This is a genomic window from Streptomyces sp. NPDC002754 (assembly GCF_053592315.1).
Window position 1 is genome coordinate 149,057 of sequence record NZ_JBSFVM010000014.1, and the last position, 14,969, is coordinate 164,025.

General features: G+C 69.9%; 15 protein-coding genes and 1 pseudogene. 10 read left to right on the top strand and 6 right to left on the bottom strand.

All coding sequences use genetic code 11. The features are described 5' to 3' along the window. Window positions 1–153: 153 nt before the first annotated feature. Entirely contained in the window at window positions 154–594 is a 441-nt protein-coding gene (gene mce / locus ACWD2L_RS25855; protein WP_351343153.1) for a methylmalonyl-CoA epimerase, read from the bottom strand. A gap of 138 nt (window positions 595–732) precedes the next feature. Between mce and ACWD2L_RS25860 the strand changes: the two genes are divergently transcribed. From ACWD2L_RS25860 to ACWD2L_RS25870, 3 genes are all read left to right on the top strand, one after another. Next, on the top strand, window positions 733–1,935 hold the full coding sequence (locus tag ACWD2L_RS25860) for an acetyl-CoA C-acetyltransferase (RefSeq protein ID WP_351343155.1): 1,203 nt from the start codon (window positions 733–735) through the stop codon (window positions 1,933–1,935). Window positions 1,936–1,982: 47 nt separating this feature from the next. Beyond that, a complete protein-coding gene (gene meaB / locus ACWD2L_RS25865; RefSeq protein WP_351343157.1) occupies window positions 1,983–2,939 on the top strand; it encodes a methylmalonyl Co-A mutase-associated GTPase MeaB in 957 nt (318 codons plus the stop codon). A 149-nt stretch (window positions 2,940–3,088) separates the two neighbouring features. Continuing rightward, window positions 3,089–4,393 carry an MFS transporter gene (locus ACWD2L_RS25870; RefSeq protein WP_351343159.1) on the top strand — a complete coding sequence of 435 codons (1,305 nt, stop codon included), beginning with the start codon at window positions 3,089–3,091 and terminating at the stop codon, window positions 4,391–4,393. Here ACWD2L_RS25870 and ACWD2L_RS25875 read toward each other — a convergent pair. After that, the gene (locus tag ACWD2L_RS25875; protein WP_351343160.1) at window positions 4,360–4,998 is read right to left on the bottom strand and encodes a PepSY domain-containing protein; all 639 of its coding nucleotides are present in this window, start codon (window positions 4,996–4,998) and stop codon (window positions 4,360–4,362) included. The genes ACWD2L_RS25870 and ACWD2L_RS25875 overlap by 34 nt on opposite strands. Window positions 4,999–5,135: 137 nt before the next feature. Here ACWD2L_RS25875 and ACWD2L_RS25880 point away from each other — a divergent pair, with 137 nt between their 5' ends. Both ACWD2L_RS25880 and ACWD2L_RS25885 read left to right on the top strand, forming a co-directional pair. Continuing rightward, entirely contained in the window at window positions 5,136–5,807 is a 672-nt protein-coding gene (locus ACWD2L_RS25880) for a response regulator transcription factor (RefSeq protein WP_351343162.1), read from the top strand. A 23-nt stretch (window positions 5,808–5,830) separates the two neighbouring features. After that, complete coding sequence (locus ACWD2L_RS25885) at window positions 5,831–7,267, top strand: sensor histidine kinase (protein WP_351343176.1); 1,437 nt, start codon at window positions 5,831–5,833, stop codon at window positions 7,265–7,267. Between the two features lie 4 nt (window positions 7,268–7,271). Here the strand turns inward: ACWD2L_RS25885 and ACWD2L_RS25890 are convergent, their stop codons facing one another. From ACWD2L_RS25890 to ACWD2L_RS25905, 4 genes are all read right to left on the bottom strand, one after another. After that, window positions 7,272–7,748, bottom strand: a complete 477-nt coding sequence (locus ACWD2L_RS25890) for a MarR family winged helix-turn-helix transcriptional regulator (RefSeq protein WP_351343164.1) — start codon at window positions 7,746–7,748, stop codon at window positions 7,272–7,274. A 133-nt stretch (window positions 7,749–7,881) separates the two neighbouring features. Beyond that, a complete protein-coding gene (locus tag ACWD2L_RS25895; protein ID WP_351343177.1) occupies window positions 7,882–8,628 on the bottom strand; it encodes an AIM24 family protein in 747 nt (248 codons plus the stop codon). Between the two features lie 38 nt (window positions 8,629–8,666). After that, window positions 8,667–9,320, bottom strand: coding sequence for an AIM24 family protein (locus ACWD2L_RS25900; RefSeq protein ID WP_351343179.1), 654 nt, complete (start codon window positions 9,318–9,320; stop codon window positions 8,667–8,669). 5 nt (window positions 9,321–9,325) lie between these two features. Then, window positions 9,326–9,964: an AIM24 family protein gene (locus ACWD2L_RS25905; RefSeq protein ID WP_351343166.1), complete on the bottom strand. Its 639-nt coding sequence runs from the start codon at window positions 9,962–9,964 to the stop codon at window positions 9,326–9,328. A 130-nt stretch (window positions 9,965–10,094) separates the two neighbouring features. Between ACWD2L_RS25905 and ACWD2L_RS25910 the strand changes: the two genes are divergently transcribed. The 5 genes and pseudogenes from ACWD2L_RS25910 to ACWD2L_RS25930 all read left to right on the top strand — a co-directional run bounded on the left by ACWD2L_RS25910 (window position 10,095) and on the right by ACWD2L_RS25930 (window position 14,853). Further along, window positions 10,095–10,439: a DUF3817 domain-containing protein gene (locus ACWD2L_RS25910; protein WP_351343168.1), complete on the top strand. Its 345-nt coding sequence runs from the start codon at window positions 10,095–10,097 to the stop codon at window positions 10,437–10,439. Continuing rightward, window positions 10,436–10,729 carry an MTH1187 family thiamine-binding protein gene (locus ACWD2L_RS25915; protein ID WP_351343170.1) on the top strand — a complete coding sequence of 98 codons (294 nt, stop codon included), beginning with the start codon at window positions 10,436–10,438 and terminating at the stop codon, window positions 10,727–10,729. Before ACWD2L_RS25910 ends, ACWD2L_RS25915 begins: the two co-directional genes overlap by 4 nt. A gap of 96 nt (window positions 10,730–10,825) precedes the next feature. After that, a pseudogene (locus tag ACWD2L_RS25920) lies at window positions 10,826–10,999 on the top strand (thiamine-binding protein); the annotation flags it as partial. Between the two features lie 119 nt (window positions 11,000–11,118). Beyond that, entirely contained in the window at window positions 11,119–12,894 is a 1,776-nt protein-coding gene (locus tag ACWD2L_RS25925) for a glycosyltransferase family 2 protein (protein WP_351343172.1), read from the top strand. A gap of 3 nt (window positions 12,895–12,897) precedes the next feature. Beyond that, window positions 12,898–14,853 carry a radical copper oxidase GlxA gene (locus ACWD2L_RS25930; RefSeq protein ID WP_351343174.1) on the top strand — a complete coding sequence of 652 codons (1,956 nt, stop codon included), beginning with the start codon at window positions 12,898–12,900 and terminating at the stop codon, window positions 14,851–14,853. Window positions 14,854–14,969 lie beyond the last annotated feature (116 nt).

A 14,969-nucleotide genomic window follows, 5' to 3' on the forward strand; every position in this document is an offset into this window, starting at 1 on the left:
CGAATGGCGTGGCGCCGTCGGACCGGTGCGGCTGCTGCCGTGTGCTGCCCGACTTGCCCCGACCCTCGTCCCCCGATACCCGGACCCCGGCCCACGACCGGCCGTTGGAGACGGCAGCCGCCCCACAAGCCTACCGGCACGGCTATGTGGAGATCAGTGCTCCGTCGAGTCCTTGGGTGCGGCGGTGACGAGTTCGGTCAGTACGCCGTGGCAGTCCTTGGGGTGCAGGAACGTGATCCGCGAGTCCATCGAGCCGCGCCGGGGCTCGTCGTAGAGGACGCGGACGCCCTTGTCCTTGATGTCGGCGGCGTCCGCGTCGACGTCGGCCGTGCCGAAGGCGATGTGGTGCACACCCTCGCCGTTCTTGGCCAGCCACTTGCCGACGGCCGAGTCCTCGCGGGTGGGTTCGAGCAACTGGAGGTAGGTGGCGCCCCCGTCGCTCGTCTCATTGACCTTGAGCATGGCCTCGCGCACGCCCTGCTCCTCGTTGACCTCGGAGTGGTACACCTCGAAGCCGTACGTGGCCCGGTAGAACTCGACGGTCTTGTCGAGGTCGAAGCAGGCGATCCCGATGTGGTCGATTCGCGTCAGCATGCTGTCAGTGCAGCGCGCTCCGAGTGGTTACGCAACGTGCGCGCGATCACACTCGTGTGCCGGTGACGCGGGCCATACCGGTCAGTACCTTTCTAGGTAAACCCTCGTTCACTCCTCACCTCCAAGGGGCCGTGCCTCATGTCAGGAACGACCGGTACCACCTCAGTGATCGTCGCGGGCGCGCGGACGCCCATGGGCCGTCTGCTCGGCTCGCTCAAGTCCTTCTCCGGAGCCGACCTCGGCGGCTTCGCGATCAAGGCCGCCCTCGACCGTGCGGGAATCGGTGGCGACCAGGTGCAGTACGTGATCATGGGCCAGGTGCTGCAGGCCGGGGCGGGGCAGATCCCGGCGCGCCAGGCCGCGGTCAAGGCGGGCATTCCGATGAACGTCCCGGCGCTCACGATCAACAAGGTGTGTCTGTCCGGGCTCGACGCCGTCGCGCTCGCCGACCAGCTGATTCGCGCCGGCGAATTCGACGTGGTCGTGGCCGGTGGCCAGGAGTCCATGACGAACGCTCCGCACCTGCTGCCGAAGTCTCGCGAGGGCTACAAGTACGGCGCGATCGAGATGCTCGACGCGATGGCGCACGACGGCCTCACCGACGCCTTCGAGAACATCCCCATGGGCGCCTCGACGGAGAAGCACAACACCCGCCTGGGCATCGCCCGTCCCGCGCAGGACGAGGTGGCCGCCCTGTCGCACCAGCGGGCCGCCGCCGCGCAGAAGAACGGCATCTTCGAGGCCGAGATCACGCCCGTCGAGATCCCGCAGCGCAAGGGCGAGCCGGTCCTCTTCAGCAAGGACGAGGGCATCCGCGCGGAGACCACCGCGGAGTCGCTCGGCAAGCTGCGCCCGGCCTTCGACAAGGAGGGCACGATCACCGCGGGCACCTCCTCGCAGATCTCGGACGGCGCCGCGGCGGTCGTCGTCATGAGCAAGACGAAGGCGCAGGAGCTGGGCCTGGAGTGGATCGCCGAGATCGGCGCGCACGGCAACGTCGCGGGACCGGACAACTCGTTGCAGTCGCAGCCCTCGAACGCCATCCAGCACGCCCTCAAGAAGGAGGGCATCGCCACCGAGGACCTCGACCTCATCGAGATCAACGAGGCCTTCGCGGCGGTCGCCGTGCAGTCGATGAAGGACCTCGGCGTGTCCTCGGAAAAGGTGAACGTCAACGGTGGTGCCATCGCCCTGGGTCACCCGATCGGGATGTCCGGCGCGCGCATCGTCCTGCACCTCGCCCTGGAGCTGAAGCGGCGCGGCGGCGGCGTCGGCGCGGCCGCCCTGTGCGGTGGTGGCGGTCAGGGTGACGCGCTGGTGGTGCGGGTACCCAAGGCGTAGCGCCTTTCGGATTCGTCGGCGTACGGGAACTGGTGAACGGAGCTGTGATGCAGGACGTCCCCACGTTGGTCGCGCAGGCGAGGGAGGGCAGGCCGCGTGCCGTGGCCCGGCTGATCTCGCTGGTGGAGGGGGCGTCCCCGCAGCTGCGCGAGGTCATGGCCGCACTGGCCCCGCTGACCGGGAACGCGTACGTGGTCGGGCTCACCGGCTCGCCCGGTGTCGGCAAGTCGACCTCCACGTCGGCGCTCGTGAGCGCGTACCGGCGGACCGGGAAGCGGGTCGGTGTACTCGCGGTCGACCCCTCGTCGCCGTTCAGCGGCGGCGCGCTCCTCGGCGACCGGGTCCGGATGTCCGAGCACGCGTCCGACCCCGGCGTCTACATCCGCTCGATGGCGACGCGCGGGCACCTCGGCGGGCTCGCGTGGGCCGCGCCGCAGGCGATCCGGGTCCTCGACGCCGCCGGCTGCGACGTGATCCTGGTCGAGACGGTCGGCGTGGGCCAGTCCGAGGTCGAGATCGCCTCGCAGGCGGATACGAGTGTGGTCCTGCTCGCGCCCGGCATGGGCGACGGGATCCAGGCGGCCAAGGCCGGAATCCTGGAGATCGGCGACGTGTACGTGGTCAACAAGGCCGACCGGGACGGCGCCGACTCCACGGCCCGCGAGCTGAACCACATGCTGGGGCTCGGCGAATCCCGCGCCCCCGGCGACTGGCGCCCCCCGATCGTGAAGACGGTCGCCGCGCGCGGTGAGGGCATCGACGAGGTCGTCGAGGCCCTGGAGAAGCACCGGGCGTGGATGGAGGAGCACGACGTGCTCTCCGAGCGCCGTGCGGCGCGCGCGGCCCGCGAGGTCGAGACGATCGCGGTGACCGCCCTGCGCGAACGGATCGGCGACCTCTCCGGGGACCGCCGCCTCGGCGCACTCGCCGAACGCATCGTGTCCGGCGACCTCGACCCGTACCGGGCGGCGGACGAGCTGGTGAAGGGCCTCACGGGGTCATGACCGCGAACGCGGCGGGTTCCTGACGGTCTGTTCACCGCGGGCGCCCGCTGTTACGGTGCGGCCATGTCCTTCCTCCGTGTGTAGAGAACTCCGGTGCTTCCACGCCCCGTTGAGTTCTCCACGCATGCTTCCTTCCGGAGGAAACCGTCATGTACGCCGCCGTGTTGCGGACCCCGTACGCCCTGCGCACCTTTGGTGCCGCCCTGCTCGGGCGCCTCTCCTACGGGACCGTCGCTCTCTCCCTGATGCTCGCCGTGACCGCCGCCACCGGCTCGTACGCCGTCGCGGGCGCGGTCATGGCGCTGTACGGCGCCGCCAGCGTGCTCCTGTCACCGCTGCGCGCCCTGCTCATCGACCGGTACGGGCCGCGCCGCGCGCTGCCCCCGATGGCCCTGTCGTACGCCGCGCTGCTCGCGGTCCTCGCCGCCGTCGCCTGGCGGCCGGAGGCGCCCGCCTGGCTGCTCGTCGCCCTCGCCCTGCCGACCGGGGCGCTGACGCCGCCGCTCGGGCCCACGATGCGCACCGTGTGGGGGCAACTCCTGTCCGACCGGCGGCTGTTGCAGCGCGCCTACAGCCTCGACGGGGTCGCCGAGGAACTGCTGCTCGTGTCGGGGCCCGTGCTGGTGGGCGTGCTGGTGCTGTGGGTCCCCGCCGCCTTCGGTGTCGCCCTGAGCGCCGCGCTCGTGGCCGTCGGAACGCTTGTGTTCGTCGCCTCGCCCGCCGTGGCGCGGGTGGCCGCGGCGCCGCGGCCTGCCGGGCGCCGTCGTACGGCCCGGGGGAAGGTCGCCCGCAGGCTCCGGCAGCCGGTGGCCGTGACCCTCGGCGTCGGGTTCGCGCTCGGTGCGGCCGATCTGCTGGTGCTCGCGTTCGCCGAGGACCGGGGGCGGGGCGGGGCGGCTGCGTGGATCCTGGCCGCACTTTCGGCGGGCAGTGCGGTGGGCGGGCTCGTGAACGGGGCCGTGGACCGTCGCGGGGATCCGCGCACCCGGCTGGCGTTCCTGGCGGTCGGCCTCGCGGTGGCGCTGGGAGCCGCGGCGCTGGCGCCGGGGCTCGTCGCGCTCGCGGTGGCGGCGGCGTGCGTGGGCCTGTTCGTCGCGCCGGCCCTGACCACGGCGTACCTGATCGCGGACGCCTCGGTGGACGCCGGGTTCCGTACGCAGGCCGGGGCCTGGGTCAACACGTCCCTGAACGCGGGCTGTTCGGCCGGCACGGCGGGCATCGGCCTGCTCGTGGGCCACGCCCCGCTGCCCCTCTGCTTCGCGGCGGCGGCGTTGGCCCCGCTGGTGGCGGGGGTCGCGGCGCTTGCGACGTTCGAGCAGCGGGGTTCGTATTTCAAGCCCCTGCGGCGTTTGAGCAGCGGGATCCGGGGCGGAGCCCCGTGGCCCGCGCCCCGGTCCCGGGCGACCGTCAGTCGTGACCGTCAGTCGTCATCGCCGTCGTCGTCCGACGAGTGATCCACGGACACCGCACCCGACTGGAGGTCGACATACCAGTCGTGCTCCGTCCCGTTCGCGGACGTCGTCTCGACCTCCCAGACCTTGACCACTCCGTCGTCATCCGCGTCCACGGACGTGACCGTCCCCTTCGAGCCTGCCGCCTTCGCCGCGTCCTCGGCCGACGTCGACGCGTCCTTCAGGGTCGCCGCGACACGCGCCGCGTTGTCGTCCCCGTCGTCGTCGCGCTCCGTGTGGGAGCCCAGCACCTTGCCCGTGCCCGGGTCGACCTCCACGTGCTGCCACTTGTTGCCGGAGCCGATCACGTCGACGTCCCAGACGAGCCGGCCGTCGTCGGAGTCGAGGTCGGCGCCGACGGCCGTGCCGGGCTTGTGCTTCAGGGCGGCGGCGATGGCGTCCTGGGCCGAGACCTTGGCGCCCTTCGCCTCGTTCGCCTCTTCCTGGTGGTCGCTCACGCCATCGTCGTCCTTGACCCGCACGGACGACTTCGACGCGGCCGACTTCGACGAGCCGCCGTCGTCGCCGACCGCGAAGGCGGTGGCCGTGCCCCCGCCGAGCAGCGCGACGGCGGCGATGGCGGAGATGACAGTGGTACGGCGCTTCATGAGCTTCTCCCGTGTCTGGTTGGGCGGCTTCGGGCCGCCCTGTCCGTCCTTCGAGAAACACACTGCCCGGACGACCCTGAAGCCCCGCTGAAGAACCCTGAAGGCTTCTTCAGGTTCGACCTGCGACCCTTGCCCACATGCGCCTGTTGATCGTCGAGGACGAGAAGCGACTCGCCCTGTCCCTTGCCAAGGGCCTCACCGCCGAGGGCTACGCCGTCGATGTGGTCCACGACGGCCTGGAGGGTCTGCACCAGGCGAGCGAGGCGGCGTACGACCTGGTCGTGCTCGACATCATGCTGCCCGGCATGAACGGCTACCGGGTCTGCGCCGCCCTGCGCGCCGCCGGCAACGACGTGCCGATCCTGATGCTGACCGCGAAGGACGGCGAGTACGACGAGGCGGAGGGGCTCGACACCGGCGCGGACGACTACCTGACCAAGCCGTTCTCGTACGTGGTGCTGGTCGCGCGCGTGAAGGCGCTGCTGCGGCGCCGCGGCAGCAACCACAGCGCCAACCCCGTGCACGCCGTCGGCCCCTACGCCGTCGACACCGCCGCGCGCCGCGTCACCCACGCCGAGGACGGTGAAGTCCCGCTCACCACCAAGGAGTTCGCGGTCCTGGAGCAGCTCGTGACACGCGCCGGTGAGCTCGTGTCCAAGAGCGAGATCCTCGACCACGTGTGGGACTTCGCGTACGAGGGGGACCCGAACATCGTCGAGGTGTACGTCAGCGCGCTGCGCCGCAAGCTCGGCTCCTCCCTCATCCGTACGGTGCGGGGCGCCGGCTACCGGCTCGAGGTGCCCCGATGAGTGGGCTGAGCAGGCCGAGCAGGCTGAGGAGGCCCTTCAGCTCCGTACGGGCCCGCGCCGCCCTCGCCGCCACCCTCGTCGTCGCGGTCGCCCTGGTCGCGGCCGGTGCCACCGTGCTGCTCTCGCTGCGCTTCAACCTCACCGGTCAGGCGGGCGGCGACGCCGACTCCACCGCCCGCCGCGTCGCCACCTCCCTGGCCACCGGCACCGCGCCCGGAGCGCTCGACCTGGACGACGAGGACCCGGTTCAGGTCCTCGACGAGGACGGCAGGGTGCTGGCCACGTCCGAGGACCTGGAGAAGATCTCCGGCACCGGCGTGAGCGACGTCAAAACCGTCACGGCGCGCCCCGATGACGACGGCGACGACGACGGAGGCGACGACAGCCAGCAGAACGGCAGCGTCTCCAACGACACCGACTACACCGACGGCAGCGCCACCATCGACGGCGACAGCGCCGACTACCGGTTCGCCGCGGTCGAGGTCGAGGACACCGCGTACGGGGATCTGACCGTGCACGCGGGCGGCTCCCTGGAAGCCGAACAGAGCGCGGGCAGCACGGCGTTGACCTCCATGCTGATCGGTTTCCCGGTACTGCTCGTCATCGTGGGCGGAGTGACGTACCTGGTGACGCGGCGCGCGCTGCGGCCCGTGGAGGGCATCCGCGCCGAGATGGCCGCGATCACGGCGTCGCAGGACCTGGGGAGGCGGGTACCGGAACCGGACACCCACGACGAGGTGGCCCGGCTCGCAGGCACCACGAACGAGACGCTCGCCGCACTGGAGGCCTCCGTGGACCGCCAGCGCCGCTTCGTCGCCGACGCCTCGCACGAGCTGCGCAGCCCGATCGCCTCGCTGCGCACCCAGCTCGAAGTCGGCGCGGCGCACCCGGAGTTGCTCGATGTGGACGGCGCCGTCGAGGACACCGTGCGGCTGCAGGAACTGGCCGCCGATCTGCTGCTGCTCGCCCGGCTCGACGCGGGAGAGAAGCCCGGCGCCGCCGAGGTCGACCTCGGCGCCCTGGTGCGCGAGGAGTTGTCGCAGCGCGTCGGCGACCGGCTGCCCGTCTCGGTGGACGTACAGGTGGACGTACAGGAGGAGGCCCAGGTCACCGGTTCCCGCGGCCAGTTGGCGCGCGTGCTCGGCAATCTGGTGGACAACGCGCAGCGGCATGCCCGTACCGGTGTGCACGTCACGCTGCGCACCGGGGACGGCGGCCGTGTGGTCCTCGGCGTCGCCGACGACGGTCAGGGCGTGCCGGAGGACGAGCGGGAGCGGATCTTCGAGCGGTTCGTACGGCTCGACGACGCCCGCACCCGGGACGGCGGCGGGGCCGGACTCGGCCTCGCCATCGCCCGGGACGTGGCGGAGCGGCACGGCGGCTCGCTCACGGTGCGTTCCGCGCCGGAGGGCGGCGCGCTCTTCGAGCTCGCGCTGCCCTCCGACCGGACGGGGTTCTGACGGATTACGGTTTGCCGCGTTGCGAACGCAGGTGTTCCGCGATGGGGGAGAGTGCCTGGCGCAAGCTGCCCAGCTCCTGTGCGGAGACGAGGTCCACGAAGTTCCTGCGGACGGATGCCACGTGGTGCGGGGCGACCTTCCGCATGGTCTCCATGCCGTAGTCGGTGAGTACGGTGTAGAGGCCCCGGCGGTCCGACTCGCAGTTCTCGCGGCGGACCAGGCCCGCGTTCTCCATGCGGGTGATCTGGTGCGAGAGCCGGCTCTTGGACTGCAGGGTCGCGGCCGCGAGGTCGCTCATCCGCATCCGGAGATCCTCGGCCTCGGAGAGGTTCACGAGGATCTCGTAGTCGTTCATCGTCAGGCCGAAGGGCTGAAGGTCCTTCTCCAGCTGATAATTGAGCAGTCTGTTGACCTCCAGGTGGGTGCGCCAGGCGCACTGCTCCTCGTCGGTCAGCCACGGCGTGGCCGTCTCGGTCTCCATGGAATCGATTCTACCTAAGAAGTTGAAAGGTGAACGAATGTGGGGGGTGACACTGCGCACCCCGCGCACCCGGGGGTGCTGACCAGAAAATAATGGGGTCACGCGTTCGACGTCACACTCCGCAGACTACCGCTCACAGCCCGAAGCGACGCTGGAGGTCGCCGAGCTGTCCGGGAAGACGCGGTGCTCCCTGCTGACCTGCGGGCGCCCCTGGTCCGCCGGGAACTCCTGCCTGGTGAGGTACGTCACCCACCTGCTGTTCCGGCATCAACGACTCGCTGGATTGCAGCAGCACCGTCCCCGCGCCCACGAACTCGAACTGATGCTCCTCGCCCGAGGCCCCGCCGACGCCCGTCATCGCACGTAGACCGCCGATCACGCCCGTCAGATATCCGTGGTCGTAGTGGTGGCACGGCGCGGGGCAGTCGGCCCAGCCGACGAGCGCCTGCGGGTCGACCCGGATCGGCGGCTCCATGAACACAACCGGACCGTTTGATGCCGCGACGAATTTGCCGGTGCCAATGAGTGTGAGGAAGCCGGGAACGATCGATTGCTTCAGCGCGAGAGTTGGCTGAAAAGCGAGCAGATTTCCCGCGCGGACGGTCAGGTTTCCGGCCTCCAGGTCGTACGAGTTCACGTCGAAGGCCCGGTCCGCGAGCAGCATCTTGCCGCTGCCCTCCGCGACCACCCAGTCGCTCGCGTGCAGCGGGGAGTGGAACGAGGTGCGCACGAGCCGGTCGAGCCGGCCGTGCCCGATGCCGTTGAAGTCGATCCGCCCGTAGTGGGCGATCATCTTCCCCTTCTGCAGGAACCACTGGCTGCCCCGCAGTTCCACGCAGAAGGTGTACGCGTTGACGTTGTCGTCGACCGGCAGGGTCATCGGGTCGAAGATCGCCGGCCCACCGGCGGGTTGAGCGCTCACAGTTTGTCCTCCGACGCCTGTACGTACACCGCACCGCTCCCGCTCAGCTCCAACTGGAACGCCTCGCCGCTGCCGCGCCCCACCATGTCCCGCCAGCCGAGCGCCGTGGACAGCTTGTTGCGCACGTCGCCGTGGTGCGCCACATACGCCTGCGGGTCGACGTGAACGGCCCGGCCGGGGGTGATCGGGACCTCGATGACCCCGCCGTGCGCCATCACGGCCACGGACCCGTGCCCCTGGAGCGTCGTCGTGAACAGGCCCTGCCCGCTGACCTGGCCGCGCACCATCCCCATGACACCGCCCTGCGCGCCCATGAACATCGTCCCCTGCCGCAGCGCCCCGTCGAAGGCGAGCAGCCGGTCCGCCTCCACGTAGAGGGTGTCGCCGGACAGCGTGATCACCTGCACGTGGTGGCCGCCGTGCCCGAACAGCACGGTGCCGCTGCCCTCCACGGTCATCAGCGGCGTCGACTCGTTCGCGACCCGCCGCCCGATCATGGACATCACCCCGCCCTGTCCGCCCTGGACATTGGGCGTGAAGGAGACGTCCCCCTGGTACGCGAGCATCGCGCCGCGCTGGCTGTAGAGCCGCTGCCCCGGTACGACGGTCGCCTCGACCATCTTCGAGTTGATCTCACGGAAGGCCGCCATCGTGCTCACACATCCCCCGCGATCGTGTTGCGCTCACTCGGCTGTACGTAGACGAGCCCGTCGCCCTCGAAGAGGATCTGGAAGGCCTCGCCGCCGCCTTCCCCCAACAACGTACGGAAGGTGACCCCCGACTGGAACGACTGCCGCAGGTTCCCCTGGTGAGCGATGTACGCGCCGGGGTCGACGGTCAGCGGGTAGTCGTGGCCGACGCGCAGGACGACGGCCGGGCCCTCGCTCATGATCGCCGCCTGCCCGTGGCCCTCGACGGTCGTCGTGAACAGGCCGTTGCCCTGGGAGGCGCCGCGTACGCCGGTGAACGAGGTGCCGGTGCGCAGGCCGGCGTCCGTGCAGAGCAGGTTGCTCGACTCGACGTAGAGCTTGTCGCCCTGGAGCCCGACGAGGTTGATCTCGCTCGCCCGGTCGGCGAACCAGCAGGTGCCGTCCCCTTTGACCTCCATCATGGTCATCTGCTCACCGGTGATGCGCCGGGTCACCATGCCCCGGATCCCCTCGCCACCCCCGCTCAGCTTCTTGAACGCCATCCGGCCGTCGTAGGCGACCATCGAGCCGTTCTTCGCCTTCACGCTGTCGCCTGTCATGTCGACGGCCAGCACTTTGCTGCCCTGCAGTCGGAACGTAGCCACGAGGTCGAAGGTAGCCGCCAGGGAGAGCCCGCCGACAGGCCCCCATCGGCGCGATGCCACAATGGGAAAACGCTTGTGCGTACATTCACAAGATCGTTGACCGTCCGCCCGCTCAGCCGAAGGTGCACCTGTGGACCTCAAGACCGCCTCCGCCCTCCGACGCCTCCGCCTGGTCTCCGCACCGGAGGCCGTCTCCTTCCTCCTGCTGCTGATCTGCTCGGTCCTGAAGCGGACGACGGACTTCAACGCGGTGCCCGCGATGGGCATGATCCACGGCGTCCTCTTCGTCCTGTACGTGATCTTCTGGCTCGACGCCTGGAACAAGGCGAAGTGGAGCGTCGGCACCGGCGTCCTCTACTTCGTCCTCTCCGTCCTGCCCACCGGCGGCTTCTTCGCCGAGCGCAAGCTCAAGCGCGAGGGCGAGGCCGCCGTGATCGCCGGCCGCGCCCGCCAGGAGGGCGTGGTCGGCGCATGATCGTCGCCTTCTCCGTGACCCCGCTCGGGGTCGGCGAGGACGTGGGGGAGTACGTCGCCGAAGCGGTCCGCGTGGTCCGCGAATCCGGCCTCCCGAACCGCACGGACGCGATGTTCACCTCCGTTGAAGGTGACTGGGACGAGGTGATGGCCGTGATCAGGCGTGCCGTCGCGGTCGTCGAGGCCCGTGCGCCGCGGGTCTCGGTCGTCATGAAGGCGGACATCCGCCCGGCCGTGACGGACGGCCTGACCTCGAAGGTCGACACGGTCGAGCGACACCTCTCCGAGTAGCTGCGCACTGCGGTTCCGGCCCGGCCCCCCTGCGGGGTGCCGGGCCGGTTGTTTTTGTGGCCGGGGGTCCGGGGGTTGTCCCCCGGGAGATGCAGTACGTCCGTTGAAGGTGACTGGGACGAGGTGATGGCCGTGATCAGGCGTGCCGTCGCGGTCGTCGAGGCCCGTGCGCCGCGGGTCTCGGTCGTCGTGAAGGCGGACATCCGCCCGGCCGTGACGGACGGCCTGACCTCGAAGGTCGACACGGTCGAGCGACACCTCTCCGAGTAGCTGTCCGGTGTAGCTCTCCCCTTACCTCACTCTTACGCCCTCCTCTGGTCGACACGCCCAGGAAAGTCCCCTTTTGTGGGGTTACCGAGACGGTCGAACACCAGATCCTGGAGGGCGCTGTGCGGCCTGACGAGGGCTACGACTACGACACCTACAGCAGGCTCGCCGGGCCGCTCACCGAGCCGCCCGGCGACGGCGGCTACCGGGTGCAGTACACCTCGCTGCTGGCGAACGAGCCGCACCGAATACGAGCTGTCCTGCTGATGACGCTCGCACCCCTGCTCACCGGGGCACTCCTCGTGTACCTGGTGTGGCCCACCCACTGGGTGGAACGCGAAGGCGGCGAGCGCTGGTTGGTCTCGCTCGACATCGTGATGCTCGTCGCGATCGGGCTCATCGAGCTGTTCATGCTCGTCAACGTCATCTCCATCGCCCACGCGACGATGGTCGCGAGGGACCCGATCCCGGTACGCGCCGAGCCCGGCACCCGCGTCGCGTTCCTCACGACGTACGTCCCCGGCAAGGAACCCCTCGCGATGGTGCGGGCCACCCTCGAAGGCGCCGTGCGCATCGCGCACGAAGGGCCGCTGGACATCTGGCTCCTGGACGAGGGGGACGACCCCGACGCCAAGCGGCTCTGCGCCCGGCTCGGCGTCCACCACTTCACTCGCAAGGGCGTCCCGGAGTGGAACCGGGCGAAGGGCGCCCACAAGACCCGTACCAAGCACGGCAATTACAACGCCTGGCTCGCCTCGCACGGCGCGGACTACGACTTCTTCGCCTCCGTCGACACCGACCACGTGCCGCACCCCGAATTCCTCGAGCGGATGCTCGGCTACTTCCGCGACCCGGACGTCGCGTTCGTCGTCGGCCCGCAGGTCTACGGCAATTACGACTCCCCGGTCACCAAGGCCGCCGAGTCCCAGCAGTTCCTCTTCCACGCGCTGATCCAGCGCGCCGGGAACCGCTACCGCGCCCCCATGTTCGTCGGCACCAACAACGTCGTCCGGATCTCCGCCCTGAAGCAGATCGGCGGCCTCGTCGACTCGATCACCGAGGACATGGCGACCGGCTTCGAGATACACCGCCACCGCAACCCGGACACCCACGAGCGCTGGCGCTCCGTCTACACGCCCGACGTGCTCGCGGTCGGCGAGGGCCCCGCCTCCTGGACGGACTTCTTCACCCAGCAGACCCGCTGGTCGCGCGGCACGTACGAGACGCTGCTGAGGCAGTACTGGAAGGCCCCGGCCTCGATGCCGCTCGGCCGCCTCTTCTCGTACTCGATGATGCTCGTCTACTACCCGATGACGGCCGTCAACTGGCTGCTCGGCGTGCTGAGTTGTGTGCTGTTCCTGTGGACGGGCGCCTCCGGTACGCAGGTGACCGCGTCCGTGTGGCTCATGCTCTACAGCGACGCCGCCGCCCTCCAGATCGGCCTCTACCTCTGGAACCGGCGGCACAACGTCTCGCCGCACGAACCCGAGGGCTCCGGCGGCCTCGCCGGCATGGGAATGTCGGCGATCTCCGCGCCCATCTACCTCAAGTCGCTCGGCGCGGCCCTCCTCGGCCGCCCCAGCCGCTTCGTCGTCACCCCCAAGGGCGGCGACGCCAGCGCCGACCGATGGCTGACCTTCCGTATCCATCTGGCCTGGGCGGGCGTGCTCGCCACGTCGCTCGTGGCGTCCGTCGTCCTCGACCACACCCACGTGGCCATGCGCACATGGGCGGTTCTCGCCCTGTGCATCGCACTCGCGCCGCCCGTCGTGTGGTTCGTCACGCAGCGCCGCGAGGCCGCGGCCGCAGTGACCGTGACCGCCAAGAGGCCGGAGACGGAACCGGTCCGCGCCGTGCAGCCGGCGGCCCCCCGTACATCGACCACAGGTGGGAACTGACGCATGTCCTACAGACCTTCGCGCCGGATGAAGAAGACCGTCTTCGGAGCGGGCGGCGTCGCCCTCCTCGTCGGCCTGAACGCCCCGGCCGCCTGGACCTTCGCCTCCGAACGGTACGAGGACTGGAAGATCGCCCAGCCCGGGTACAAGGCCAAGTACGGCTCCTGGTCGCGGGTCGACATCCCGCAGGAGTACCGCACGAACGCCATCCACGCCGCGCTCCTGCACACCGGCAAGGTGCTCATCGTCGCGGGCTCGGGCAACGAGCAGAAGAGCTTCGACGCGGGCACCTTCGACACCGTCCTGTGGGACCCGAAGGCGAACACCTTCAAGAAGATCCCCACCCCCGCCGACTTCTTCTGTGGCGGCCACGCCCAACTCCCCGGCGGGCGGCTCCTGGTGGCGGGCGGCACCGCCCGCTACGAGCAGCTCGACGGCGAGGTCGAGAGGGCCGGCGGCGGCATGCGCGTCAAGAACGAGAGCCCCGACAAGGCGGTGCACCTGAAGAAGGGCACGAAGTTCCGATCCCCTTCCGGCACCGAGTACGTGTCGAAGTTCGACGTCACCGTCCCGAAGGCGAAGCGCGCCTACGACAAGAAGCGCAACGCCGCCGGGGTCATGCAGCCGTGGAAGACCACGGTCAAGGCGAGCGAGGCACGCGTCTTCGTCGAGGCCGCCCGCAAGGGCAAGCAGTACGTCACCGACGACAACGCCCAGTACGAGATCGAGGGCCTGCGGGGCAAGGACGCCGACAACACGTACGGCCTCTCCGAGAAGATCACCATGGAGAAGCAGGACTTCCAGGGGATCAAGGAGGCGTACGAGTTCGACCCGGTCGCCGAGCGGTACGTGCCGGTCGACCCGATGGCGAAGGCCCGCTGGTACCCCACGCTGGTCGGCCTGGAGGACGGCAAGGTGCTCGCGGTCTCGGGCCTCGACGACGTCGGCATGATCGACCCCGGTGACAACGAGATCTACGACCCGAAGACCAAGAAGTGGTCGATGGGCCCCAAGCGCTACTTCCCGACGTACCCGGCCCTCTTCCTCACCAAGGGCGGCAAGCTCTTCTACCCGGCTTCGAACGCCGGTTACGGCCCCGCCACCAAGGGGCGCGTCCCCGGCCTGTGGGACCTGAAGACCAACAAGTTCGAGAAGGTCCCCGGCCTCACCGACACGGACCAGACGGAGACCTCGTCCTCACTGCTGCTGCCGCCCGCGCAGGACCAGCGGTTCATGATCCTCGGCGGTGGTGGTGTCGGCGAGTCCAAGAAGGCGACGTCCCGCACGGCGGTCGTGGACCTGAAGGAGGAGAACCCCGCCTTCAAGACGGGCCCCCAACTCCCGCAGGGCACCCGCTACTTGAACTCCGTCATCATGCCGGACGACTCCGTCTTCACGACGAACGGCTCGTCCGACTACCGCGGACGCAGCGCCAGCAACATCTTCAAGGCGCAGTTCTACGACCCCGAGCAGAACGCCTTCCGGGAGGCCGCCGCCCCCAAGGTCGGCCGCAACTACCACTCCGAGGCGCTGCTGCTACCCGACGGCCGGGTCGCCAGCTTCGGCTCCGACCCGCTCTACGACAACCAGCAGAACACCAAGCTCGGCCACTTCGAGCAGCGCATGGAGATCTACACGCCGCCCGCGCTGCACCGCGGCGGCGACCAGCGGCCCGTCCTCGGGGCGGGCCCCGAGACCCTCCCGGCGAGCGGTGAGGCCACGTTCCGCACGAAGGACGCGGACGGCATCGTCAAGGCCCGCCTCATGCGGCCGTCCGCGGTGACGCACACGACGGACGTCGAGCAGCGCTCGATCGCCCTCGACGTCACGAAGTCCAAGGGTTCGGTGACGGTGGACGTCCCTCGGGACCGGACGTTGGTGCCGCCGGGGTGGTACATGGTGTTCGTGTCCGACGCGGATGGGGTGTCGTCGGAAGCGAAGTGGATCCAGGTGACGTAAGGCTCACGGAGCCGTGGTGGCGGTCGCGGGGCTCTGCCCCGGACCCCGCGCCTCAATCGCCGGCGGGGCTTGAATATCAAGCCCCGCCGGCGATTGAGCAGGCTTTTCAAGCCCCT